Here is a 21,260-nt window from a genome sequence, read left to right as displayed (position 1 = left end):
TCACTTCACTGTTAGAAGTCTCGGAAACTGGGGCTGATGAACTTACCTCACTCTTTGGTGACTCGGAAACTGAAGTCTCTGAGACTGGATTATTGACAGGTTTTGGTTCAGTTTTTGTTGGAGAAACTGCTGAGACAGCCCCAACAATCGTCGCCTTATTGTCAATCGTATTATTAGATAAACGGATTTCTCCATTACCATTGTCACCCATCTCAAAGTTTTTGGTAATCACTGAATCAGCCAAGGTATTCAATAGTTTATTATTGTAGACATCGACATTCTTGATTGTTCCACGAACTTGTTGGAAATCAATGGCACCACGATGGAGCTTATAGAGGTCATTAGTTGTCCCTGAACGTAGAATGGTATTGTCATGAATCTTAATTCCAGAATCATTGAGGTCAAAATTGTGGCCTGCAAAGACAGTGTTTACACGGATACCTGCTCCAGCAAAGACATCCTTGATGAGGTTTCCTGAAATTTCATGCCCCTTACCACCAAAAATACCGATACCAGCCGCACGCCAGCCTGATTCAATGGTGTTGTTAAGGAATTTATTATTTTCCTCAGCTGCTGCATTTGTCCCATTTGAAATACTTGACCAGATAGCTAAACCATCATCACCATTCCCACGGATATTAGAGTTTTTAACTGTTGAATTCTTGGTCCCTTGGGCAAAGTTAATACCATCAGCCAAGTTATTACGGATACGAGCATTTTCAACGACAAGACCATCCGTATACTTCATATTCCCCGTCTGGTCGTAGTCTCCAATCCACATACCGACTTCGAAATGCTGAACCCAGATGTCGTGAATTTTCGAATCCTTACCAAGTGTTCCCGAAATAGCCTTGTACTGTGCATCCTCGTTATAACGAGACGTCAAGTTGGAATCCATGTAAAGATTGCTCAACTCAATGCCATTACTATTATGACCGAAGACAATACCACCACCATAGCGTTTGTCACTTGTAAAGTGTAGTTGCGTATGCCAAACACCGGCACCTGAGATTTTTAGATTATCAGCTTCGATATTAACTTGTTTATCAAAATTGAAACGTCCTTCTGGAATATAGACAGATTTTCCGCTGGCTTTAGCTTCTTCCACAGCCGCAAGTAGGGCAGCAGTGTCATCACTATCATCATTGGCAGATGCACCCTTATCCACGATACTGATACTATTTTCACCTTGGGCAACAGGCGCTGGAGCCTGTTCAAGCTCAATAAAGTCAATACCGTAAGGGACATTGTCATCTTTCTTCTTAACTAGAGAAATCCTATCTCCAGATTTCAATTGGATATCCTTGAGGAGAAGACGTGTCTCATCAAAACGAAAACGTGCACTTGAACCATCAATGGCTTGATCATACTCATGGTCCCCTTTAAGGTACTGCCATGCTGAGTGAGATGACAAATCAAGATTACCAACGCTTGAACCATTGACCTGCACATCCAACTGACCTGATGCACCATCAGGTATTGTATAACGCACATTCAAAGCATTGGCTGGCTCAGTGACATTGAAAGTAACTGCCGCATCCTTTTTAGGAAGTTCAACATAAGTTTGGTTAGTCGCTTCCACAGCCGTAGATTCCATGTCCGTTGACTGCTGGATTGTAGCACCATTTTCAACACTTGCATTTTCTGCCTCATGAGTCGTATAAGGCATTTTTGCACCGTAACCATCTGTGCTGTACTCCTTGACTTGACCTTGGTCCTCAGTCGCATTGGTTAAGACATTTGCTGAAATTTCTTGAGTTTGAGGGTTGCTTGTCTCAACCAATCGATCAATGGTCGGAGTCTGTTCAGCTGCTTGAACAGTGGTAACCTGTGGCTGAGCTGGCATAATATTGGTAGGCTGTGACGCTTGTACTGGCTCAACTGATGCTGGTTCGGAAGTCGCCAATTGTGCCGTTGAGGCTGTTTGAGGTGTCTGTGCCTGATTTGAGGCATCAGTCAAATCACTAATCGATTGTGCCTCATCAGCCTGAGCTGCTTGCCCATTGGCAAGAGCCATAAAGCCAATCAAGGCTGACGCTGCCCCAATAGAATATTTACGGATGCTGTACTTTGGTTTCGTTTTTCTTTCTTTAAACAAGTCTATTCTCCTGATACTTTTTTCACAATCTCTCTATTTTAGGACCAAGCCGTCCTTTGAAAGAAAATAAAGTTTCCCTCATATTAAAGATTGTTAATAATGCTGTTTTTTTCTTATTAAAAACAAACCAAAGTAAATTATAAGGGATGAAAAAGTAAAAAAAAAGGCTAGGCTATCCATTTTAACAAGGCCTTAACAAAATTGTCATATTAGAAAGTTCAGTCATTCATCTCTAAATTATAGTCTAAAAATGTCGCACAAAAAGGTGATTTCTTTCACGTGTAAGAAAGAAAAAACTATGAATTTCCATAAAGGCTTATTTAGCAAGAGTTATCAGCCAAAACAATCAAAATGTTTTAAATCTGTTTTCTCAGATTTCTGTCAAACGTTTGACAGTCTTTTTTAATTTTACGCTTCAAAGTATTATTTTCCGAATGTTTTAGTATTACAAATGTTAAACACCCAAAAATAAAAAAAGAGACAATAATCTGTCTCTGATTTTTCAAAAAAATAACTAACCTAACTAGATTTTACGATAACATTGCCTCTAGTTCTTCAAGCGACAGACCAGTCACATCTGATACTACTTCTAGAGATAGACCTTTTGAGAGCATCTTACGAATCAACTCTAAGCGCTCCTCATGACGACCTCGTTCCAAGCCTTCTTCACGTGCTTCATCAATTGCTGTTTCCATGGTCATATCATAATTTTCTTGAATACGTATGCGTTCATCAATCATCGCCTTTTCCTCCTGTGTCCAGCTGGATGAATCCAGTAATGAATCGGCATGCGTGACCGCTTGACTAGGTGCCTTGGAAAATGGAAGATTCCCAAAGAACTCTAGCCACTGCCGCCCTTCATCCGTAATATGCTTACCTTTATTATACTTATCCAACTCTAAAAAGGCAATCTGAAGAAGGTTCTGCTGTTTCCCATCCTTATAGTAAGCATTCAAAGGCCTCCCCGTCCGACTATTGGCCATCCAATAAGTATTAATCGGGGACTCCTCATCTGGCAACAAGGTCTTCTCCAAGATAGCTATACCATAGACCGGCTCCATCTGCTCATACATCTTATGCGTCTGCCCTTGTTGGCGTAATTGTTGTACATTTTCCACCAGCTGATTAGCCAAATAATAATGAAAACGATTGAGAAAATAATGCTGCTTACGCACCTGAATCTCAATGATAACCTCCGTTCCATCATTCAACTTGGCTCGAACATCCACCGACGTTGAAAAGAGCTCATCCTCGTCAAAGTCCTTTTTATGAAGCTGTGTCCCCTCCAAAATCTGAGCATCCACAACATCCAAATCCAAAATATCTCGAATAAATGCCACCGTCACCTCAGGCAGGCTGAAAATCTTCTTAGCCATAATATCCAAGGTCGGTGAGACATGCTTATGTCTTTTTTCCATCTACTTCTCCTTAATAAAAAATAGAGGGTTGGCCCCTCTACTTCTATTATTCGGAAAAAGCCTTTGATTGCACTATAAGATCCATTAAGAAACTAAATAATAGTTCACTTTCAAGTCTCTAAATTGATCATAACCCAAATACTCATCATTCTGCAAGCGACCTAAAACAATGCTTGGATGAATACCAATCTCATCAGCAAATTTCTTAATCGCTTGTTTATCAAAGCAAGCTTTATCTATAAATCTTTGATAGTCTTGAGGGTCAATTAGTAAATCTTTCGCAAACTGGTCTGCTAGTTCCTCAGAGCGTCGATAAGAGTCGCTACCTCCATCATCAGACGAAAAGTCATTCTGCAGAATATGTCCAATCTCATGGAAAATTGAAAACCAAAAAATATCTGATGCTTTATTACGATCTGTTAATAACAACAAGACACTACCGTTTCCAAACTTCTTTGTTGCACCATTTAAATTGGCATTTGCTAAAGCAGGAAGTCCCACTAAGACAACCCCACACTCTAGCAAGATATCGGTCAACTCTTGAGCAAAATCCTTTGGATCTTGTCTCGTCAATTCTCTCAATGTTGGTAAACTTTTCTCTAACTTTCTGCGATTAAGCTTCGTGGTCGTTTTATTACGAGCTTTTTTTGATGCTAACTCTAACATGATATTGGAATTAACGATACTCTTTTCGGTAAAATCACGTGTATTACGATAACTCACTAAATGGTTAAAAGTCACGAGATATTCTAAACTCGATACCTCCAGAATCTTCCGAAGCTCTGTAATCTTTTCACCGATACTATAGCGCTTCTCTGGAACGTAGCCTTTTTGTTTAAAATACTTGAAGTCAATCATCTCACAGATTTCCTTCTCGCGCCCCTGATCAAACTCTCTTTGTTCTATAATTTCAGCCACTTTCACATCATAAATGTTTTGAAGGTTAAGCCAAGTCTGCATAGAAACACCACTTAACTTGGCTAACTTATGAGCTGTCTCCTTACTAATAGACTCCTCAGCATTAACTAGCTTGCTGACAGTCTTGGCAGAGACTCCCAAACGCTCCGCAAATTCTTTCTGAGTTACGTTATAGTCCTCAATTAAGTCTTCAACATACTGACCCGGATGAAAAGCAACCAGGTCTTTGTACTCAACCACTTTTTTACCCATAATGATTGCTAACCTCCTCTATTTTCAAGATTTCGATTTCTACCGGACTAGAAAATACCTTCTCAAGATCTTCCTCACGAAATCCTACAATCAAACGATAGGAACTCCTTCGACCATCTATATCTAAAGCAAACTGTCCATTTCTCTTTCCCTTTAATTGGTGAAAATGATACTTAGGAAAAGCCGTCACACTAGCCAAAGAATCCGATGCTTCCAAAAGGTTAATCAACTGATGCAACTTTAATGCAACCTTATCCGAAAAATCCTTTTTCGCTTGCCTCAGCTCAGTGCACTGTTTCTCAACAGTTTTATTTGTATAGATAAGCTTCATAAATTCCTTTCTGTTCGATTTAAATTACCTTTTTGGTAATTTAATATTATCAAATTCATAGAAAAAAGACCAGTCAAAACTTCATTTGACTGATCCTTCTTTTATCATTTAACTAATAAACTACCCCTTAAATGCTTCCACAAAAGCCTTGAGTTCTTCGTCTGCTTCTTGTGTTGTTCCATGAAGTGTACTAAGTAAATTAATTCTATAATTTCATATCTCTTTTCAATTTCAGTAAATAGTCGTTAAGTTTACTATCAATAGCATATATATATAAGCCTTTTATAGCTCTTTTCATAAGAATATTAATTGAATTTAATACTATTTCTTCTTTGTAGGAATCTGCATTTTCTCTAGAAAAATTCTTTTCAAATTCTTGCGGAATTTGAAAGGCTCCTTTATCCTTGTATTCATGTTGTAAAATTTTTATGGAGTTTGTTTTCTCATCAAGACTAACAGATGGACCAAGAATAACACCTACATTATTTAGGTCAAATCCTTGAACAGTATAAATTGACCCAACTTGTTTTAACGTCTCAGGATCTTCGGCCCAAACACCTTTAGTCGCAAGATTCCAAGGTAAATTAATTCCCTCTTCATCTACGTAGTACTCTTCTCCATCTTTCTTATGAGTAAAATCAAATGTAGCTACCAACCGAGATAAGTTATCTTTTTTATTTAACTCTGTAATTTTATCAAAAAGTTCTTGAGAAGACTTACAAATTTGAAAATCAAAAGTTTCTGTTGATTTAGGCAAGGGTAGTATTGTCTTTTCAACAAAATTATCAATCCATTCAATAATTTCATCTGAAGCATTCATTCGAAACTGTTCCTTTAAGTATAGAGTTTCAGTATCATATTTAGACATAATGCTATCCATTGTCTCTTCATCCCAATAGGATTTCAATTTTAAAACCTGCTTAGGATCGAAAATAACAATAGTAATCTTTGATCGTTTAATAATTTCTTCTAACTGATTTTCATAATGAAACCCATTATACGCATCTCTACTAGTTAAAAGTAAATGGGCCTCATCTACTAATGTTATATCACTCTTGGTAATTTTCTCCTTATCAACACTATTAATGAAGGATGTTGGTTTCATAATGTCTTTTTTCTTCATATTAGGCAAACTTTTGGACATAGTTTGATAGGTTTTTAAAACCTCCGAATGATTCACCAATAAACGATTAACTGTTTTATATAATCCTGACTCTTTATCTCCTTCATCTTTATCACTTGATAAATTACAAAGATCATTATATAGAGAAGACAATACAACACTCTTTCCTGTACCAGCCTCTCCTTTAACTAAGAAAACTTTGTGTTCACCTTCTTTTAGTTTTTTCAAATTTCTACGACAATAATCAATGATTTGTTCTTTAACTCCATATTGACTATCTGATAATTGATGAAAAGGTGAAAGTTTATACACATCTTTATTTTGAATAACATCACTGCTATTCCTAGCGAGACCTTTTTGCCTTAACTTGTCCCAAAGTTTTTGAAAGACCTCTTCATTATAATATTGCTTCTGATAGTAGTTATGAATTACCTGATTAGAAGAAACTTGACTTTTATTTTGTAATTTAAAAATTCCATCTGCCAAAAAATAGTTAATTAGATTAGTCTCAATGTTATATGTTGCAGACTGATTAAATTTATCATGCCCTATTAATAGAACCCTCTTAAGTTTTCGTCTAACTGGATTCTTTAAGTGGTTCTTCATACGATTTCTTGCATTCGTCGTCTGACCAATATAAGCTTCGGATTTATCCCTATACAAAATATATAATATTGGATAATCTTTAATGTAACTCGTTGAAATTAGATTAAATTCTTTCAATTCGAAATTCTGCTCAATAAAGCTTTTATCTTCAAAATATAATTCTATGTCCATCTTCCACCACTACAACTCATTATACTTTTTATTACTTCCTCGACTTTTCTCAACAGGATATTTCTGTTCGTTCAAATCAAGTTTACTTTTAATAATATCTTCAACATCTAAATTCAAATTATCTGCCATCATCAAAGAATAAATCAATACATCAGCAAGTTCTTCCTTAATTTCTTTAAGTGAGCTCGCTACTACTTCTTCTGATTTTTTCCATTGGAACAACTCAAGAAGTTCACTTGCTTCTAGTGATATGGAGATAGCTAAATCCTTTTCATTATGAAATTTACGCCAATCTCTATCATCTCTAAATTGATTGATTTTATTCATTAATTCCTTCATCTTGTTACCTCAAAACTGTCGTAATCCCTTACATTATAGCATTTTCACGGGTTCTTTCATAGTTTTGGGAAAATTCCAACAAAAAAAACACAGCCCGAAGGTCATGTTTTTATCATTTATTTACCCATTTTTTCCTGAATGAGTTTTTCTACTCTTTGGTAACTGGCTTCAATCTCTTCCTTGCTAAAGAGTTTTGTTTGCAAGTCTTCCCAGCTACTGCCGATGGCTGGATTAGTCTGATTCTTCATAAGCTCCTCCTAGTCTTCCTCCCTATGAATGGTAAACCCTGTGGCTTGTTGGTTTGCCATGATGGTCATGTCTGAAATTTGGACGCGTCGTGGTTGCTTGGTGACATAGAGAACTGCGTCCGCAATATCTTGAGCTTGGAGGGCTTCTAACCCTTGATAAACTTTCGCCGCCTTGTCCTTGTCACCGTGAAAGCTAACTTGAGAAAAGTCGGTCTCAACGATACCAGGCTGAATGGTTGTCACCTTGATATCTGTGGCAATGGTATCGATACGCAAGCCATCACTGAAAGTTTTTACTGCAGCCTTGGTTGCTGAATACACGGCAGCACCTGCATAGGCATAGATGCCCGCCGTAGAGCCCATATTGATGATATGGCCCTCATTGGCAGCAACCATGCTTGGCAAGATCTGACGTGTCACCATCATCAAGCCCTTGACATTGGTGTCGAGCATGGTCAGCATGTCCCACTCCTCATAGTCTTGATAAGCTGTTAGACCTAGTGCCAGACCTGCATTATTGACCAAGACATGGACTTGCCCCACGCTTTTGAGAATGGCTTGGCAAACATCCTTGACCATGGCCATATCTGTGACATCCAGGGCAAAGGTCCAAACTTTTTGATTTGGATAGGTTGCTTGGAGCTCTTCTTTTAGAGCTTCTAAACGCTCCACACGGCGACCGGTTAGGATGAGATTTTCTCCCTCTTTGGCAAAGGCACGCGCTGTTGCTTCGCCAATTCCTGATGTTGCTCCTGTAATAAGTACGTTTTTAGACATAAAATCCTCCACTTCTATGGTTCCGCTGTCTCTAATCGTTGTTGGTTAATTCACTCAACTTCTTGATAAAATCAGGAAGTTCAAGTTTGGGCAGGTTAGATTTCCTATTTCCCGACTTCCAAAATATCCAGAGTAACTGGTTGAAACCATCCTGCAGCACTTTCTTTTGTTGGTCCGAGAGATTGCCAAATTCTTGCAACATCTGGCCTAGCTTAGGGAGAGTTTTTATCCCAATATCATCCAGACTTTCAATTCCAGAATCAAGAATGGTATCAAAGAACAAGTCACAAACCTGCTTGAGTTCTTGATTTGGCAAGGTCTCAATCCATTCTTGGAAGGTCTCTTTTAAGCGTTGACTCAAGTCCGTCGGCTGGTCCTCATAAACAAAATCATTTGTTTCCAAGTCAACCTGCCAAAGCAAGACATTGTGTTGAGCGATGCCTATGCCATCTGCTGCTACGAGCTTTGCGGTTTTGTCCCAGTAGAGCATAACTCCCACAACTGATTCTTGAGGTCTGATAACCGTCATCTTGGGTTTCAACTCTTGGTAAGAAGGCTTCTCTAAGAGGGACTTCATCAAGCCCGGAGAATCAAGAAGCAAGAGCTCTGCTATTTGCTCACGCAAGACAGTCGAACTCTGAACAGCCGAATAGAGGGCAAGATTGCCACCCTTGGAGTGTCCAGAAACAACGATATGACCACTGAGGTTTGACAAGTGCTTCTCCAGAAAGGCCATGGCTGAGCGATGCGCAGGAATTTCCCGACTGTAGGTCAACTGAAAATCCTCCTTCCACCCAATGACGCTATCATCTGTCCCACGAAAGACAATCTGCTGGTAGTCCAACTCAGGCAGGCTGAAAATCATAGCCGCAAACTGTTTTTCGACTTCCTTGTCCAAGACACTACAGTAGTCACTTAGATTAAGTCCAGTGAAACGCCTAGACCTGACCATGGCTTCAGCCAAATCGACACGTTCCTTAGTCACCATGAAGGTATAATCGGGATTTAGGTCCTTCCCTTCAGCATAGTCATGTAGATTGATGGTTTCCTTCAAATCACTTGCCGTGAGCCATTTTTCATAAGTCAGGTAACCAATCTCATTGATGCAAACCTTATCCAAAATATTAAGAGGCTCTTTGTCGAAAGGCAAATCCTTAACCTTTTCAAGATAATCGATTAAATTGGACATCATTACTCCTTAAAGTCTTTCTTACTTTGATTTTACTAGAATTTTCAATAAATTGTTAGTGAAAAATGTGATATGATAAGAGAGATTATTTATTAGGAAAAGGAAGCTTATGACTGTTTCACGATTTTACCGTATCTTACTAGCTCTCTGTGGACTGGTAGGAGTCTCTATCCAAATCCTTGATGATGGTTGGGGCATGTTGCTCTATTACACTGTTTTGTCCAATATCCTTGTCTTTTCTAGTTTGATTTTCTTTATCATCTATGACTTCAAAAAAGAGGATGCGACGACTAATACCAAACTCTTGCGTTACAAGGGTGGCGTAACCATGGCTATCCTCATCACTGGAGTCATCTATCATATCCTCTTGGCACCTATTACAGAGCCTGAGAAATTCTGGACCCTCCGTAACTTCTTGGTCCACTATATTGTGCCTTGGGGATTGGTGCTTGATACCCTCATTTTCGATGCTAAGAAGGCCTACCGTCTACGTGAGCCAATTTACTGGTCCGTGGTCCCTCTGTCTTACTTTGCCTTTGCCCTTCTAAATGGCTTGGTACTAAAACTCCCAATTCCAGGTGCCAAAGATAGCCCCTTCGCCTACTTCTTTATCAATGTCAATAAATTTGGTTGGAACAAGGTCTTGGTAAATGTCCTAGTCATCAGTGCTGGGTATATCGCTGTTGGCTATCTCTTATATCTCTTGAAAAAATTTATCGGTCGTAAACCGGCATAAAACACGAACTGAGCTACCCTAGGTAACTCAGTTTTTCTATTGCAACAAGCCCAATTTATCAAAAGCTTTGTACAAGCCATCAGCTTCAACATCGTCTGTGACTAGATCTGCCATAGCCAAGATTTCTGGCCCACCATTTCCCATGGCAACGCCAATCTCACAGTATTCCAACATAGGGATATCAATCTTGGCATCTCCGAAAGCAATGGTGTCCGAACGCATAGCACCCAAATATTCCAAAAGAACATCAATGGCATGGGCCTTGTTAATATCCTTAACACCCAAATCACCAAACAAGGCTGTTTCACCTCGACCACCCCAAGTATGGGCTTCAAGCTGTGGAAAAGCTTCTTTGGAATCCAAGTGATCCTGATAGGACTCCAAAACGAAACTGACCTTGTTTAGGTCGTCACGGTAGAGTTCCCCACCATACTGGAGGCCATGAATGAAATCTTCTGGTTCCTTACCCTCAACAGACTCTGCAGATTGCCCCTTTTGAATAGCGTAAGTCTTTAGTGTCTCACGCGCCCGCTCCCGAAAATCAGGACTAGCAAAGAGACCGTTATTGCTCTCCAGATAAAAGGCCAGATGGCACTCTGTCAGCCAATCCACAATCTTTGCTGCATCTTCCTTGGAAATCAGCTGATGCATGAGGACTTGGCCATGATGCTCTACATAAGAGCCATTGCCACCAATCATCCCATCCAAGCCAATTTCCCATAATTCAGGTTGCATTTCTGCCTTGCTACGGCCAGTACAAACATATACCAGATGCCCCTTTTCACGCGCCTGACGAATTGCCTTTACTGCTGACTCTGGAATGCGGTTATGATAATCCACCAATGTCCCATCAACATCTAAAAAAATAAGTTTTGACATGTTTTCACCTCGAGTCTTCTTTTATTTTATTATACCCTGATACGGTTGTAAGAGATACTACTATCCTCGGACAAACTGATACTATCCTATGATAGTCTTGTCTCCAATCCAATACATTGCCATTTCCCATGAAAGAAGCTATCATGAAAGTATGAACGATTTAAAAACTTTACTGAATCACCTGCCTTATAAATTAGCCGCCTATGATGCCCAAGGAAACTTTCTCTATGACAATGGTGGCGCTGATGGTAGTTTCTTTCCCCGTGAGGATGAAAATCTGCCTGACTGGATCATGTCTGAAGTTCTAGCATCTCCTACAAAAGAAAGAAGTTATCAGATTCCAACAGATAGTTTTGATCAAGTCCTGATCCAGACCTACCAAGCTGCCATAGACCAAGAAGGAAAGGTCCTTGGATTTTGGGAGACCGTTTATGATTTGAAGCAACCTCTCAAGACCTATCTGAATAACTCTGCTCAAGCCCTTGTCGCCTGGTCTGATGCCACTAGTGGCGCTAGTTTCAAGGAAGAAACTGACTTTTAAGCTAAATTTCTTGCTTTAATAAATGAAAAATTCACTTAATTCAAGACTAGCTCAAAACACCCTTATTCATAAAATGTGCCTAAGTCAGCACTACAAAGGCTTTTTGGAAATCAGTCACTTTAATATCTCTCACAGAATTTATAAACACTCTATTTTGCATTTTTGCGCTATTTAAGGTAAAATGGGAGTAATGAGAAAAAGAATAAAACCGATCGTTGTTTACGTGGTTCTAGCTCTTTTAGGATTAGCATTAGTTATTGCAAATATTCACAATACGTCCAAACAGCAGGCGCATCTCCAAAACGTGAAATCTGCTATTCCTTCTGCTACTACACCGAAAACAACAACCAGTAGTACATCTAGTAGTTCCGACGAGGAGCTGAAACTCAATCCCATTATCGACCTTTCGGGGTGGCAACTACCTCAGGATATCGATTACGATGTCTTGTCAAATCATATTTCTGGTGCTATTATCCGTGTCTTTGGCGGATCACAGATTAGTAAGGATAGCAATGCCGCTAGTTCGAATGGGGTTGACAAATCTTTTAAAAAACATATCAAAGAACTCCAAAAACGTGATGTTCCAGTTGCCGTCTATTCCTACGCTCAAGGTGCTTCTGTCAAGGAGATGAAGGAGGAGGCTCGTATTTTCTACAAAAATGCTTCTCCATACAAACCTACCTATTACTGGATTGACGTTGAAGAGGAAACCATGCCTAATATGGAGGAAGGTGTCCAAGCTTTTCTAGCTGAGCTCAAACGTCTAGGAGCTGATAAAGTCGGTCTCTATATCGGTGCTTATTTCATGCTTGAGCAAGAGGTTTCAACCAGAAACTTCGATGCTGTTTGGATTCCCGCCTACGGTACTGACTCTGGTTACTATGAGACTTTGCCAAACACTGATATTGACTATGATCTACATCAGTATACCTCACAAGGAAGTCTTCCTGGATTCGATAATATTCTAGATCTTAGCCAAATCAATCCCGAGAAAAACAAACGTAAAACCTTTGAAAAACTCTTTGGTAAGATTAAGCAAAAACCAACTAAAAATAAGAAGACTACTTCGACAAGTTCATCTAGTAGTCAGTAAAAACCAGTGTCTAAAGCACTGGTTTTCTTCTTGTCAAATTGGTTTAGGCTTGTTCGGACGAATATGTTATAATGGATGGTAGAAATGAATAACTTTAAAAGGAGATATGACAATGGCTAAGAAAGGCAAAGTCAAGAAGACCCTGGTTGACCAAATTCTTGATAAAGCTAAGATTGACCATGATAGCTTATCCTTCAATGGTTTAGAGGGGGAGCTTCCAGAAGATGTGGCGCGTGAGAGCATTTATAAAACCCTCGCCCTTAAGGGAGATAAGACAGGGCCTGTCATCGGCATTGTCCCTATCACCGAACACCTGTCTGAAAAGAAATTAGCTAAAATTTCAGGGAACAAGAAGGTTCAAATGATTCCACAAAAGGATCTCCAAAAAACAACTGGCTATGTTCACGGGGCTAACAATCCTGTGGGAATTCGCCAAAAACATAATTTTCCTATTTACATCGATCATTCTGCCCAAGATGCTGGCTTCCTCATTGTCTCAGCGGGGGAAATTGGGCGTTCTATTCGTATCAATAGTCAAGAACTTGCTGATTTTGTTAATGCTGAATTTGCTGATATTAAGGAGTAATCATGAAACTGTATTTTGTACGTCACGGTAAAACTGAGTGGAACTTGGAAGGCCGACTTCAAGGTGCCAAGGGAGACTCGCCTTTACTTAAAGAATCTATCGAACAAGTACGTGAGCTAGGTCACTACCTCAGTGACACTCATTTTGACTTGGTCTTCTCAAGTGACCTACCTCGTGCTAAAAAAACTACAGAGCTCATCATGGAGTCTCAAAAACCTAAAGCTAAAGTTACCTACACTAAAACTTTGCGTGAATGGCAACTAGGTAAACTAGAGGGGCAAAAGATTTCCCTTATCCAAGCCATCTATCCAAAAGAAATGGATGCCTTCCGTAACAATCTAGCCAATTTCCGTGCTAAGGACTTCCAAGCGGAATCTGTCTACAAAACAACAAAACGTGTGGCCGAATTTGTCAAAACACTTAAAGACAGTGATGCTAAAAATGTCCTCATTGTCGGTCACGGAGCTAACTTAACAGCTTCTATCCGTACCCTCCTTGGTTTTGAACCTGGTCTTCTTCGTAAAGCAGGAGGTCTTGACAATGCTTCTGTCACTATTCTCGAAACCAACGATTTCGAGCACTTCACTCTTAAATGTTGGAATGATACGTCCTATATGGATGAACAAAACAAGATTAGCTAAATCATCGACTGACTTCATAAGACAAGCGATCCTGATCAAGGGTCGCTTTTTAGCACTCAAAAAACCCTTAAAGCCTACTACTTCAAGAGCTTCACTTCTATTATTTCCTCCCTCTTGATAAATAAAACGGCCACACGAGGCCGCTCTATTTATCTTCCATATTTCATACGAAGGATTTTTTCCTGATTAGCATTCAAACGAAGAAGGATAACCACTTTATCAATACTCATATTGCTCTCAAGAAGACGTTCAGCCGCCATCATAAGACCATTATTGATACCTAGTTGAAGGACTGGATTTTCATTATCATTGATATCAAAGATATATTTATTATTTGGAAGGTCGAAAAGGACTTTCACCGCTCCAAAGAGTTGCTCAAAACTATCGATTTCCAAGTCGAAGACTGGCTTAGTACCTGGTTTAAGGCTACGGCCACGGTGGTTAAACCACATTGAGTGCCAGCCACCATTGAAGGCACCCATGACATCATTGTCATAAGAATCTCCAACGTAGAGCGTCGTCGATGGATTCATGTCAAATTGCTCAGCTGCGAGATTGAAGATTTCCTTCTCAGGCTTTTGGAAACCTGTCGCCTGACTGACGATGACACGCTTAGGATCAACGTAATCATAAAGTCCCAACTTCTTAACCTTTTTAAGTTGGTGCTCTGTTGGTCCATTGGTAATAATCCCCATAGGAACATTTTTTTCCTTGAGGAAATCAAGGGTCATGCGCATCTCATCAAGCATAGTGATATTTTCCAATTCATGCTCGTAAACCTCTTGGAAATGGTTACCTGTTTCTTCATCAATTTCACGGTAGCCAAACTCCAAAAGGGTCTCTTTACAGCGCCAAAAACGGAAATACTCGGTTGTCCACTCACCTGCCATTACACGTGGAAAACCAACATCAGAATAGTGGCGGAAACGAATGTAGGCTTGATTCATGTAACTCATATCAAAGTCAGGGAAACATTTTTCCATGGCAATACGATAAGGTGCCTGTTGGTCGTAAATAGTATCGTCAACGTCAAAAACAATAGAGGTAATCATCTGTCCGTTCTTTCTTATATCATTCTCTTGTCATAGACTTAGGTAAATTAAGAGGTCTAACAACTAAACTACAATATCAGTCAGCTCCTAATTTAATCTACAGTCTTGCAGAAGTAAGCTTTAAGTCAACTGTCTTGGGGCAATCTTACTCGTCTGTTTTTTATCAGAGTACAATTGCCCAAACAGTCTTATTATACCGTTTTTACCCTCTTATTTCAATTTTCGACCCCACTTAAGGAAAGATTATTCGTGTTTTGAAGATAGAAAAAGGTTTGGAACATACTGTCCCAAACCTAATGCATCTTGTCATATTCAGACACTTATTTAATTTCTTTGAAGGTCATTTTTTGTTTGACTTCACCCTGACCACCCTTGGCGATCTGGTAATAGAAATCTTTTGATGTGAAGTGGTCACCATAAGCAAAGACCTTGTTGTACTGCCATTGTGACAATTGATCGTCCTCTTTTTTACCAAGAGTCAATGTTGTCTTTGTCACACTGTATTCCCACTTAGCTGTTTGGTCATTATAGGCCTTGTCAAAATCAGTCTGACTCTTAGCAGCATTAACCACTGTCGTACGATCTTGACTCACAAGTGCCTTGTTACCACCTTCTTGGAAGGCTACATACATGACACGATTATTGACCTCACCGTTTAGAGAACTTGAGTATTGGTAAACCTTTCCAGGTACAACACTATCCAAATGGTGTGTTCCCCAGTAATAGAAAGCACCAAATCCAGCTCCCGTAACCAAGAGACAAGCAAGAACAACACTAATAATGATATTTCTCTTTGACATGTCTTGCCCCTCTCTATTCATCACCAGTTAGATCAGAGAAATTTGCCTCTGAGTCTGTTTCAGTGTGGCTTGAAGAACTTGATGACGAACGTTCAACACTTGATGAGCTTGAACTCATGCGTGTTTCTGTTTGAGAATCATCACTTGATGACGCCTTAGATTCTGAAGATTTTTCAGTGCTTGACGATGAACTTTCTTTTTCCTTGTAAACATCAACGTTGAAAGCCCACTTATCACCCTTATAACTTACCTGAATTTGAGCATATTTTGCCTTGATAAGATCTGACAGCTTACCACCATTGCTAAGAGTGTCATAAATCTTTTCAGCGAGAGCTTTGGCATTGGCTTCAGTTTTGGCACCATCTTTAGGTCCATCAACAATGTCTTGAGCCTTAGGTGTTTCACCTTGAAGGTAAAGGGCTTTGCTTTCAGTGTCTTTCTTAGCAGCAGCATTTGCACCAGTCTTATCACCTTCATGTGAGAAGAAAGTCCATGCAGGGCTACCTGAACGTTTTTGTTGGTAAACTTGTTCGAATTCACTTTGAACCTTGTCTTGGAAAGCATCATCAGTCAATTCTTTTTCCTTAGAACTTTCTGTACTTGCTTTGCTTTCACTACTGCTTGCTGTTGAGCTTGATGCAGAAGAAGATGATGAAGATCCACTTGTTGAGCTTGATGAAGCATCTTTAGATTCAGATGATGATGAAGAAGAGTCCTTGCCATCTTTAGAATCTTTAGTATCTTTGTCGTTGTTATTGTTTGTAGTGCTATTTGAGAATGAAACGCTATTGTCAGAATTATCTGGAGCGTAAATCACTGTATTCTTAGAATGGTCATCAGAGACAAAAGTGCTGTTATTGATAATCACTCGGTTGTTATCACCGTAGTAGTTGTTGATAACAATCTTAGAATGTGCACAACGGTAACCATTACCAGTGACATGGTAACCTGCTGGGACATCACCATCACGTTTCAAGATGAGGACATCACCTGCGAAGATAAGATCAATATTCTGAATATTATTATCGTAGGCTAACTTTTCAATAGAAATTCCAGTCGCTTGAGAGATTCCCCACAAGGTATCTCCCCATTGAATCACGTACTGTTGGCCATCTAACTGCTGTGGATTGATGTTCTGAGTTGTCAAATTATTTGTAATTTGTTCAGGTGTGCTGGCAATCCAGTTTGTAATATCAGCAGCGTGAGCACTCGTTTGATTTTGATAAAAGCTATCTGCTAACACAGATACCGTAGGCATCCCAATAGGTGCTAGTAAAGCGCCAAGCATCACGGCTTTACTAACATAATTTTTCTTTTTCATCGTATTTCCTCCTTATATCATACGAAACTTACTTTGCTATTGTACACCCTTTTTATTATATTTGTCAATAAATTCTATAACTTTCTAATCAAAGGTTAATGCTAGTTTACAATTTGTCCTAAAAATAGACAAATCCTAGCTTTATTTATCTGACATTTAATCATTTGTCCTATCTTTAGAAGGTGATTTATGATACAATAATTACGACTATTTTATGGAGGACTAACATGTCAAATCAACACATGGAAGAATTGAACGATCAACAGATTGTCCGTCGTGAAAAAATGGCGGCTTTGGCTGAACAAGGAATCGATCCTTTTGGTAAGCGATTCGAACGCACAGCTACATCTGGTCAATTAAAAGAAAAATACGCTGACAAAACAAAAGAAGAATTGCACGAAATCAACGAAACTGCTACTATCGCAGGTCGTTTGATGACTAAACGTGGAAAAGGTAAAGTTGGCTTCGCCCACATCCAAGACCGCGATGGTCAAATCCAAATCTACGTGCGTAAAGATGCTGTCGGTGAAGAAAACTACGAAATCTTCAAGAAAGCTGACCTTGGTGACTTCCTCGGTATCGAAGGTGAAGTTATGCGTACAGATATGGGAGAACTTTCTATTAAAGCTACTCATATCACACACTTGTCTAAAGCCCTTCGTCCATTGCCTGAGAAATTCCACGGACTTTCAGACGTTGAAACAATCTACCGTAAACGTTACCTCGATTTGATTTCTAACCGTGAAAGCTTTGACCGCTTTGTCACACGTTCAAAAATCATTTCTGAAATCCGTCGTTATTTAGATGGTCAAGGATTCCTTGAAGTGGAAACACCTGTACTTCACAACGAGGCCGGTGGGGCTGCTGCCAAACCTTTCATCACTCACCACAATGCTCAAAATATTGATATGGTGCTTCGAATAGCTCTAGAACTTCATCTCAAACGTCTAATTGTCGGTGGTATGGAACGCGTCTATGAGATTGGCCGTATCTTCCGTAACGAAGGAATGGATGCAACTCATAATCCTGAATTTACTATGATTGAGGTTTACCAAGCCTATGCTGATTTCCATGATATTATGGATTTAACAGAAGGTATTATCCAGCATGCTGCAAAAGCTGTCAAAGGAGATGGTCCTATCAACTACCAAGGAACTGAAATCAAGATCAATGAACCATTCAAACGTGTTCACATGGTGGATGCCATTAAGGAAATCACTGGCGTTGACTTCTGGCAAGACATGACTTTGGATGAAGCCAAAGCTATTGCTGCTGAAAAGAACGTTCCAGTTGAAAAACACTACACTGAAGTTGGTCACATCATCAACGCCTTCTTCGAAGAATTCGTTGAAGAAACATTGATTCAACCAACATTCGTTTACGGTCACCCAGTTGCTGTGTCTCCATTGGCTAAGAAAAACCCAGAAGACCCTCGCTTCACTGACCGTTTCGAACTCTTCATCATGACCAAAGAATACGGAAATGCCTATTCTGAGTTGAACGACCCAATCGATCAATTGTCACGTTTCGAAGCACAAGCTGCTGCTAAAGAACTCGGGGACGACGAAGCAACAGGCATCGACTACGACTACGTTGAAGCCCTCGAATACGGTATGCCACCAACAGGGGGACTCGGAATCGGTATCGACCGTCTCTGCATGCTCCTCACTGATACAACAACTATCCGTGATGTCTTGTTGTTCCCAACGATGAAATAATAATCATATCCCATTATTTGAATAATGGGATATTTTTATATGAGGTATAAACGTGTTTAAAAAATTGAAGTCCCTTTTTAAGAAAAAATCAACTGTAATTGAACAGCCTGAGACAAAGAGAGAAGAAAGCCAATTAGACTTTCCCATAGACCGCGCAGATTATTTTTTCGATCATGCACTTGTATTTTATTGTGAAGAAAATGATATACCGTCAGAAAAACTAAGCAAATCAGATATGCTAGAGATTAGCAAAAGAGCTGCCTTTCATCTCAGTGTCTTCGTAGCTTGGCTAGCAAAACATGATTTTCTGAATCCCCAAAGCGATGGCTTTAACCAAGAAGATGCACAAAAACTCAAGAATGAAACGATTACGGGTACAGACTATCTCTTTAAACATCTTGATGAAAAACTCTATTCATCTGATATTAGTGACACACTCCTCCCCTTCATCTCTGATTTTTATGAAGATTATATGGATTTCTGTTATACCGTCTTGGTTGATGATGTTGCTAGAACTGAATTTAGTTGGGAAATCTATCACTCGGTTGAAGATGATATCGACGAGATGTTCAGTCAATATAAAACTCACATCAATTAATATGAAAAACGCTTCTCTCATCTCGAGAGAAGCATTTTCTTATTTCCAAAATTTTGCTTTTGAGGCTGTGACCCAAGCTGACAAACAAGCAAGGGCTACTACCCCATAGATAGCGTATTGTTTCGCAGGATAAATCCATGCTTTGTTTTCTTCATGCGAGCGAGACTTCCAGAGGCCGATGTAATCTCCCGTCATTCCAGGATTTTTAAGGCGCTCCATATAGTTGACAGGTAGGTTATCTGGCTGATTCATCTGCACGTTAATGATAAAGATAACTTTACACTTAATCTAGTAAAAGTGGTTTGGAAGAAAATGAATATATTTTAAGTCAAATTATCAAGATAATTTATACAACTTTTTATTTTTTCAGCAAACCACAACTCTATATCTTCCCTCTCTGATAAATCTAGTCCCATTGTATCGTCTTTAATATAGTATGCAAAAGAATTTGTATTATTTATTTTATCCGAGGAAGAATCTATGAAATCAGGTTCATGCTCTTCCAATAATTTTTCGATTTCTGTACTTCCATTCTTTTTTCTATAGGTACCAAAATTAATTCTTAGTGACTTTCTATTTAGATACATCTCAATAATCCGAGAATCAATCTTACTATTTATGTAGAGTAAATTACGTTTTCCAATTCTACCAAATTTATAATCAGGAAAATCCTCAATATTGAAATTTTTCACAAATTCTTTCCAAAACTCTTCTTGTAAATCAATAAGTTTACTATCATCTCCTTTATTAATTGTAAACACAGATGTTACATTTAATCTATTCTCAATATTCTGTCTATTTTTCTCCTCATTTTCTTTTATAAAATCTTTTAAAATTTTTGCAAACCTTTTAAATTCATCGTCTTGGTTTTCATCTTGATCGGAACCAATGAGTTTATCAATATACGAACTTCTCGATTCATCTAATTTTCTATATTCCTCAGGAAATGCACACCGTAAAATAGTTAGATACATTAACGAAAGATCTAACATTTTCTTCTCATCCTTTTTCTTCTCATCCTTTTTCTTCTCATCCTTTTTCTCTCCTTCAGAACTTAAAATTGTTTCTGAAAGACTATACAGATTAATTATTCGATTTATTGTTCGTGGTGTTGATCCTATTGCAACCTTTATCGCCTCCTCAATTTTATTCAATCCTTCGCTCTCTAAATTAACTTTAATCGCTTCTAATTGAGATCTAATGTAATTGTTTAGATTGTAGTTTGAATATGGCACATTAAATGGGACCTGAATAATCTTTTCGAAGAAATTTTCCTGTTTCACATCAGAAATTTCTGAATATTTCTCTCTTAAACCTTGTTTAACAATTGACTCATCTATAGCAATAACAAAAACACACTTTTCAGAATCTAGAAATAACTTCATTATTTCTAAGAGTTCAACTGCATATTTCGGTGAAATACGATCTAAATCATCAATAAAAACAACTAGTCTCTCTTCTTCTTTACAGAAATTAGAAATTAAATTTTCAAAATCTTTCTTTAAATCTTGTAAGATGAGTTCCTCATTGTTAGGTATGTCAGGGTTAATCAACCCTGACAATTCATCATAATTTATACCTACTTTTCCAAAAATTCCTTTTAAGTCAATTATTTTTGTCAATGATGAAATCGTCTTCAAAACTTTAATTGCCTGATTATATAGTTCTTTACTCTCATCTTTGCTTTCAATTTCTTTTACTAAAGCAGATAAAAATTGAACGGACAAGTACGGGGTTAGATTGAACTGTGAAAACTGCCATGTATTAAACCAAATTGTTTTACAGTTTTTATTAAGCTTTTCTTGAACCTGTCTCATCATACTCG

Annotated in this window: 21 protein-coding genes and 1 pseudogene; 7 read left to right on the top strand and 15 right to left on the bottom strand. The window is 38.7% G+C overall.

Annotated elements, in window-relative coordinates; all coding sequences use genetic code 11:
- The 9 genes from HMPREF2697_RS08735 to HMPREF2697_RS08700 all read right to left on the bottom strand — a co-directional run.
- Positions 1-2,098 (bottom strand): YSIRK-type signal peptide-containing protein (locus tag HMPREF2697_RS08735; RefSeq protein WP_070850422.1); only part of this gene is annotated, 2,098 nt, incomplete at its 3' end.
- 530 nt (positions 2,099-2,628) lie between these two features.
- Entirely contained in the window at positions 2,629-3,516 is an 888-nt protein-coding gene (locus HMPREF2697_RS08730) for an Rpn family recombination-promoting nuclease/putative transposase (protein WP_070850420.1), read from the bottom strand.
- Between the two features lie 84 nt (positions 3,517-3,600).
- Complete coding sequence (locus HMPREF2697_RS08725; RefSeq protein ID WP_070850418.1) at positions 3,601-4,686, bottom strand: HigA family addiction module antitoxin; 1,086 nt, start codon at positions 4,684-4,686, stop codon at positions 3,601-3,603.
- Positions 4,679-5,017 (bottom strand): type II toxin-antitoxin system RelE/ParE family toxin, encoded by a 339-nt coding sequence (locus HMPREF2697_RS08720; protein ID WP_070850416.1) that lies wholly within the window; start codon positions 5,015-5,017, stop codon positions 4,679-4,681. The genes HMPREF2697_RS08725 and HMPREF2697_RS08720 overlap by 8 nt, the downstream gene beginning before the upstream one ends.
- A gap of 205 nt (positions 5,018-5,222) precedes the next feature.
- On the bottom strand, positions 5,223-6,917 hold the full coding sequence (locus tag HMPREF2697_RS08715; protein WP_070846936.1) for a DUF2075 domain-containing protein: 1,695 nt from the start codon (positions 6,915-6,917) through the stop codon (positions 5,223-5,225).
- Positions 6,918-6,926: 9 nt separating this feature from the next.
- On the bottom strand, positions 6,927-7,256 hold the full coding sequence (locus HMPREF2697_RS08710; RefSeq protein ID WP_070846935.1) for a nucleotide pyrophosphohydrolase: 330 nt from the start codon (positions 7,254-7,256) through the stop codon (positions 6,927-6,929).
- 116 nt (positions 7,257-7,372) lie between these two features.
- Complete coding sequence (locus tag HMPREF2697_RS10730) at positions 7,373-7,504, bottom strand: hypothetical protein (RefSeq protein WP_257375248.1); 132 nt, start codon at positions 7,502-7,504, stop codon at positions 7,373-7,375.
- Between the two features lie 9 nt (positions 7,505-7,513).
- Positions 7,514-8,281: an SDR family NAD(P)-dependent oxidoreductase gene (locus HMPREF2697_RS08705; protein ID WP_070850414.1), complete on the bottom strand. Its 768-nt coding sequence runs from the start codon at positions 8,279-8,281 to the stop codon at positions 7,514-7,516.
- A 31-nt stretch (positions 8,282-8,312) separates the two neighbouring features.
- Positions 8,313-9,470 carry an Mbeg1-like protein gene (locus HMPREF2697_RS08700; protein WP_045768901.1) on the bottom strand — a complete coding sequence of 386 codons (1,158 nt, stop codon included), beginning with the start codon at positions 9,468-9,470 and terminating at the stop codon, positions 8,313-8,315.
- A 109-nt stretch (positions 9,471-9,579) separates the two neighbouring features.
- Between HMPREF2697_RS08700 and HMPREF2697_RS08695 the strand changes: the two genes are divergently transcribed.
- Positions 9,580-10,206: a Pr6Pr family membrane protein gene (locus HMPREF2697_RS08695; RefSeq protein WP_045768902.1), complete on the top strand. Its 627-nt coding sequence runs from the start codon at positions 9,580-9,582 to the stop codon at positions 10,204-10,206.
- 36 nt (positions 10,207-10,242) lie between these two features.
- On the opposite strand, the gene HMPREF2697_RS08690 is transcribed toward HMPREF2697_RS08695, so the two are convergent.
- Positions 10,243-11,085 carry a Cof-type HAD-IIB family hydrolase gene (locus HMPREF2697_RS08690; protein WP_045768903.1) on the bottom strand — a complete coding sequence of 281 codons (843 nt, stop codon included), beginning with the start codon at positions 11,083-11,085 and terminating at the stop codon, positions 10,243-10,245.
- Between the two features lie 151 nt (positions 11,086-11,236).
- Here HMPREF2697_RS08690 and HMPREF2697_RS08685 point away from each other — a divergent pair, with 151 nt between their 5' ends.
- From HMPREF2697_RS08685 to HMPREF2697_RS08670, 4 genes are all read left to right on the top strand, one after another.
- A complete protein-coding gene (locus tag HMPREF2697_RS08685) occupies positions 11,237-11,626 on the top strand; it encodes a sodium transporter (RefSeq protein ID WP_070850435.1) in 390 nt (129 codons plus the stop codon).
- A gap of 190 nt (positions 11,627-11,816) precedes the next feature.
- Positions 11,817-12,719, top strand: coding sequence for a glycoside hydrolase family 25 protein (locus HMPREF2697_RS08680; RefSeq protein ID WP_045768904.1), 903 nt, complete (start codon positions 11,817-11,819; stop codon positions 12,717-12,719).
- 112 nt (positions 12,720-12,831) lie between these two features.
- Positions 12,832-13,305, top strand: coding sequence for an aminoacyl-tRNA deacylase (locus tag HMPREF2697_RS08675; RefSeq protein ID WP_013990824.1), 474 nt, complete (start codon positions 12,832-12,834; stop codon positions 13,303-13,305).
- A 2-nt stretch (positions 13,306-13,307) separates the two neighbouring features.
- Entirely contained in the window at positions 13,308-13,946 is a 639-nt protein-coding gene (locus HMPREF2697_RS08670) for a histidine phosphatase family protein (RefSeq protein ID WP_013990825.1), read from the top strand.
- A gap of 149 nt (positions 13,947-14,095) precedes the next feature.
- Here HMPREF2697_RS08670 and HMPREF2697_RS08665 read toward each other — a convergent pair whose 3' ends face one another.
- The 3 genes from HMPREF2697_RS08665 to HMPREF2697_RS08655 form a co-directional block, all read right to left on the bottom strand.
- Complete coding sequence (locus HMPREF2697_RS08665) at positions 14,096-14,998, bottom strand: HAD family hydrolase (protein WP_070850412.1); 903 nt, start codon at positions 14,996-14,998, stop codon at positions 14,096-14,098.
- A 320-nt stretch (positions 14,999-15,318) separates the two neighbouring features.
- Complete coding sequence (locus HMPREF2697_RS08660) at positions 15,319-15,798, bottom strand: hypothetical protein (RefSeq protein ID WP_004182767.1); 480 nt, start codon at positions 15,796-15,798, stop codon at positions 15,319-15,321.
- 13 nt (positions 15,799-15,811) lie between these two features.
- Complete coding sequence (locus tag HMPREF2697_RS08655) at positions 15,812-17,119, bottom strand: LysM peptidoglycan-binding domain-containing protein (RefSeq protein WP_070850410.1); 1,308 nt, start codon at positions 17,117-17,119, stop codon at positions 15,812-15,814.
- A 227-nt stretch (positions 17,120-17,346) separates the two neighbouring features.
- Here HMPREF2697_RS08655 and lysS point away from each other — a divergent pair, with 227 nt between their 5' ends.
- Together lysS and HMPREF2697_RS08645 are read left to right on the top strand one after the other, a co-directional pair.
- Positions 17,347-18,837 carry a lysine--tRNA ligase gene (gene lysS, locus HMPREF2697_RS08650; protein WP_070850408.1) on the top strand — a complete coding sequence of 497 codons (1,491 nt, stop codon included), beginning with the start codon at positions 17,347-17,349 and terminating at the stop codon, positions 18,835-18,837.
- Between the two features lie 235 nt (positions 18,838-19,072).
- A complete protein-coding gene (locus HMPREF2697_RS08645) occupies positions 19,073-19,435 on the top strand; it encodes a DUF7832 domain-containing protein (protein ID WP_142350088.1) in 363 nt (120 codons plus the stop codon).
- Positions 19,436-19,474: 39 nt separating this feature from the next.
- Here the strand turns inward: HMPREF2697_RS08645 and HMPREF2697_RS08640 are convergent.
- A pseudogene (locus tag HMPREF2697_RS08640) lies at positions 19,475-19,711 on the bottom strand (hypothetical protein); the annotation flags it as partial.
- 47 nt (positions 19,712-19,758) lie between these two features.
- Positions 19,759-21,260: KAP family P-loop NTPase fold protein (locus HMPREF2697_RS08635; RefSeq protein WP_218969901.1), on the bottom strand; the 1,502-nt coding region annotated here is incomplete at its 5' end.

Source organism: Streptococcus sp. HMSC064D12, from assembly GCF_001837205.1.
Classification (GTDB): Bacteria; Bacillota; Bacilli; order Lactobacillales; family Streptococcaceae; genus Streptococcus; species Streptococcus salivarius_D.
The sequence above is the reverse complement of the archived record's forward strand: the minus strand, read 5'-3'. Positions and strand labels throughout refer to the sequence as shown.

What these genes read in the sequence shown, in the direction of transcription:
- HMPREF2697_RS08730 (WP_070850420.1), bottom strand. Translation starts at nt 3,516, where the DNA reads ATGGAAAAAAGACATAAGCATGTCTCACCGACCTTGGATATTATGGCT.
- HMPREF2697_RS08725 (WP_070850418.1), bottom strand. Translation starts at nt 4,686, where the DNA reads ATGGGTAAAAAAGTGGTTGAGTACAAAGACCTGGTTGCTTTTCATCCG.
- HMPREF2697_RS08720 (WP_070850416.1), bottom strand. Translation starts at nt 5,017, where the DNA reads ATGAAGCTTATCTATACAAATAAAACTGTTGAGAAACAGTGCACTGAG.
- HMPREF2697_RS08715 (WP_070846936.1), bottom strand. Translation starts at nt 6,917, where the DNA reads ATGGACATAGAATTATATTTTGAAGATAAAAGCTTTATTGAGCAGAAT.
- HMPREF2697_RS08710 (WP_070846935.1), bottom strand. Translation starts at nt 7,256, where the DNA reads ATGAAGGAATTAATGAATAAAATCAATCAATTTAGAGATGATAGAGAT.
- HMPREF2697_RS10730 (WP_257375248.1), bottom strand. Translation starts at nt 7,504, where the DNA reads ATGAAGAATCAGACTAATCCAGCCATCGGCAGTAGCTGGGAAGACTTG.
- HMPREF2697_RS08705 (WP_070850414.1), bottom strand. Translation starts at nt 8,281, where the DNA reads ATGTCTAAAAACGTACTTATTACAGGAGCAACATCAGGAATTGGCGAA.
- HMPREF2697_RS08700 (WP_045768901.1), bottom strand. Translation starts at nt 9,470, where the DNA reads ATGTCCAATTTAATCGATTATCTTGAAAAGGTTAAGGATTTGCCTTTC.
- HMPREF2697_RS08695 (WP_045768902.1), top strand. Translation starts at nt 9,580, where the DNA reads ATGACTGTTTCACGATTTTACCGTATCTTACTAGCTCTCTGTGGACTG.
- HMPREF2697_RS08690 (WP_045768903.1), bottom strand. Translation starts at nt 11,085, where the DNA reads ATGTCAAAACTTATTTTTTTAGATGTTGATGGGACATTGGTGGATTAT.
- HMPREF2697_RS08685 (WP_070850435.1), top strand. Translation starts at nt 11,237, where the DNA reads ATGAACGATTTAAAAACTTTACTGAATCACCTGCCTTATAAATTAGCC.
- HMPREF2697_RS08680 (WP_045768904.1), top strand. Translation starts at nt 11,817, where the DNA reads ATGAGAAAAAGAATAAAACCGATCGTTGTTTACGTGGTTCTAGCTCTT.
- HMPREF2697_RS08675 (WP_013990824.1), top strand. Translation starts at nt 12,832, where the DNA reads ATGGCTAAGAAAGGCAAAGTCAAGAAGACCCTGGTTGACCAAATTCTT.
- HMPREF2697_RS08670 (WP_013990825.1), top strand. Translation starts at nt 13,308, where the DNA reads ATGAAACTGTATTTTGTACGTCACGGTAAAACTGAGTGGAACTTGGAA.
- HMPREF2697_RS08665 (WP_070850412.1), bottom strand. Translation starts at nt 14,998, where the DNA reads ATGATTACCTCTATTGTTTTTGACGTTGACGATACTATTTACGACCAA.
- HMPREF2697_RS08660 (WP_004182767.1), bottom strand. Translation starts at nt 15,798, where the DNA reads ATGTCAAAGAGAAATATCATTATTAGTGTTGTTCTTGCTTGTCTCTTG.
- HMPREF2697_RS08655 (WP_070850410.1), bottom strand. Translation starts at nt 17,119, where the DNA reads ATGAAAAAGAAAAATTATGTTAGTAAAGCCGTGATGCTTGGCGCTTTA.
- lysS (WP_070850408.1), top strand. Translation starts at nt 17,347, where the DNA reads ATGTCAAATCAACACATGGAAGAATTGAACGATCAACAGATTGTCCGT.
- HMPREF2697_RS08645 (WP_142350088.1), top strand. Translation starts at nt 19,073, where the DNA reads ATGCTAGAGATTAGCAAAAGAGCTGCCTTTCATCTCAGTGTCTTCGTA.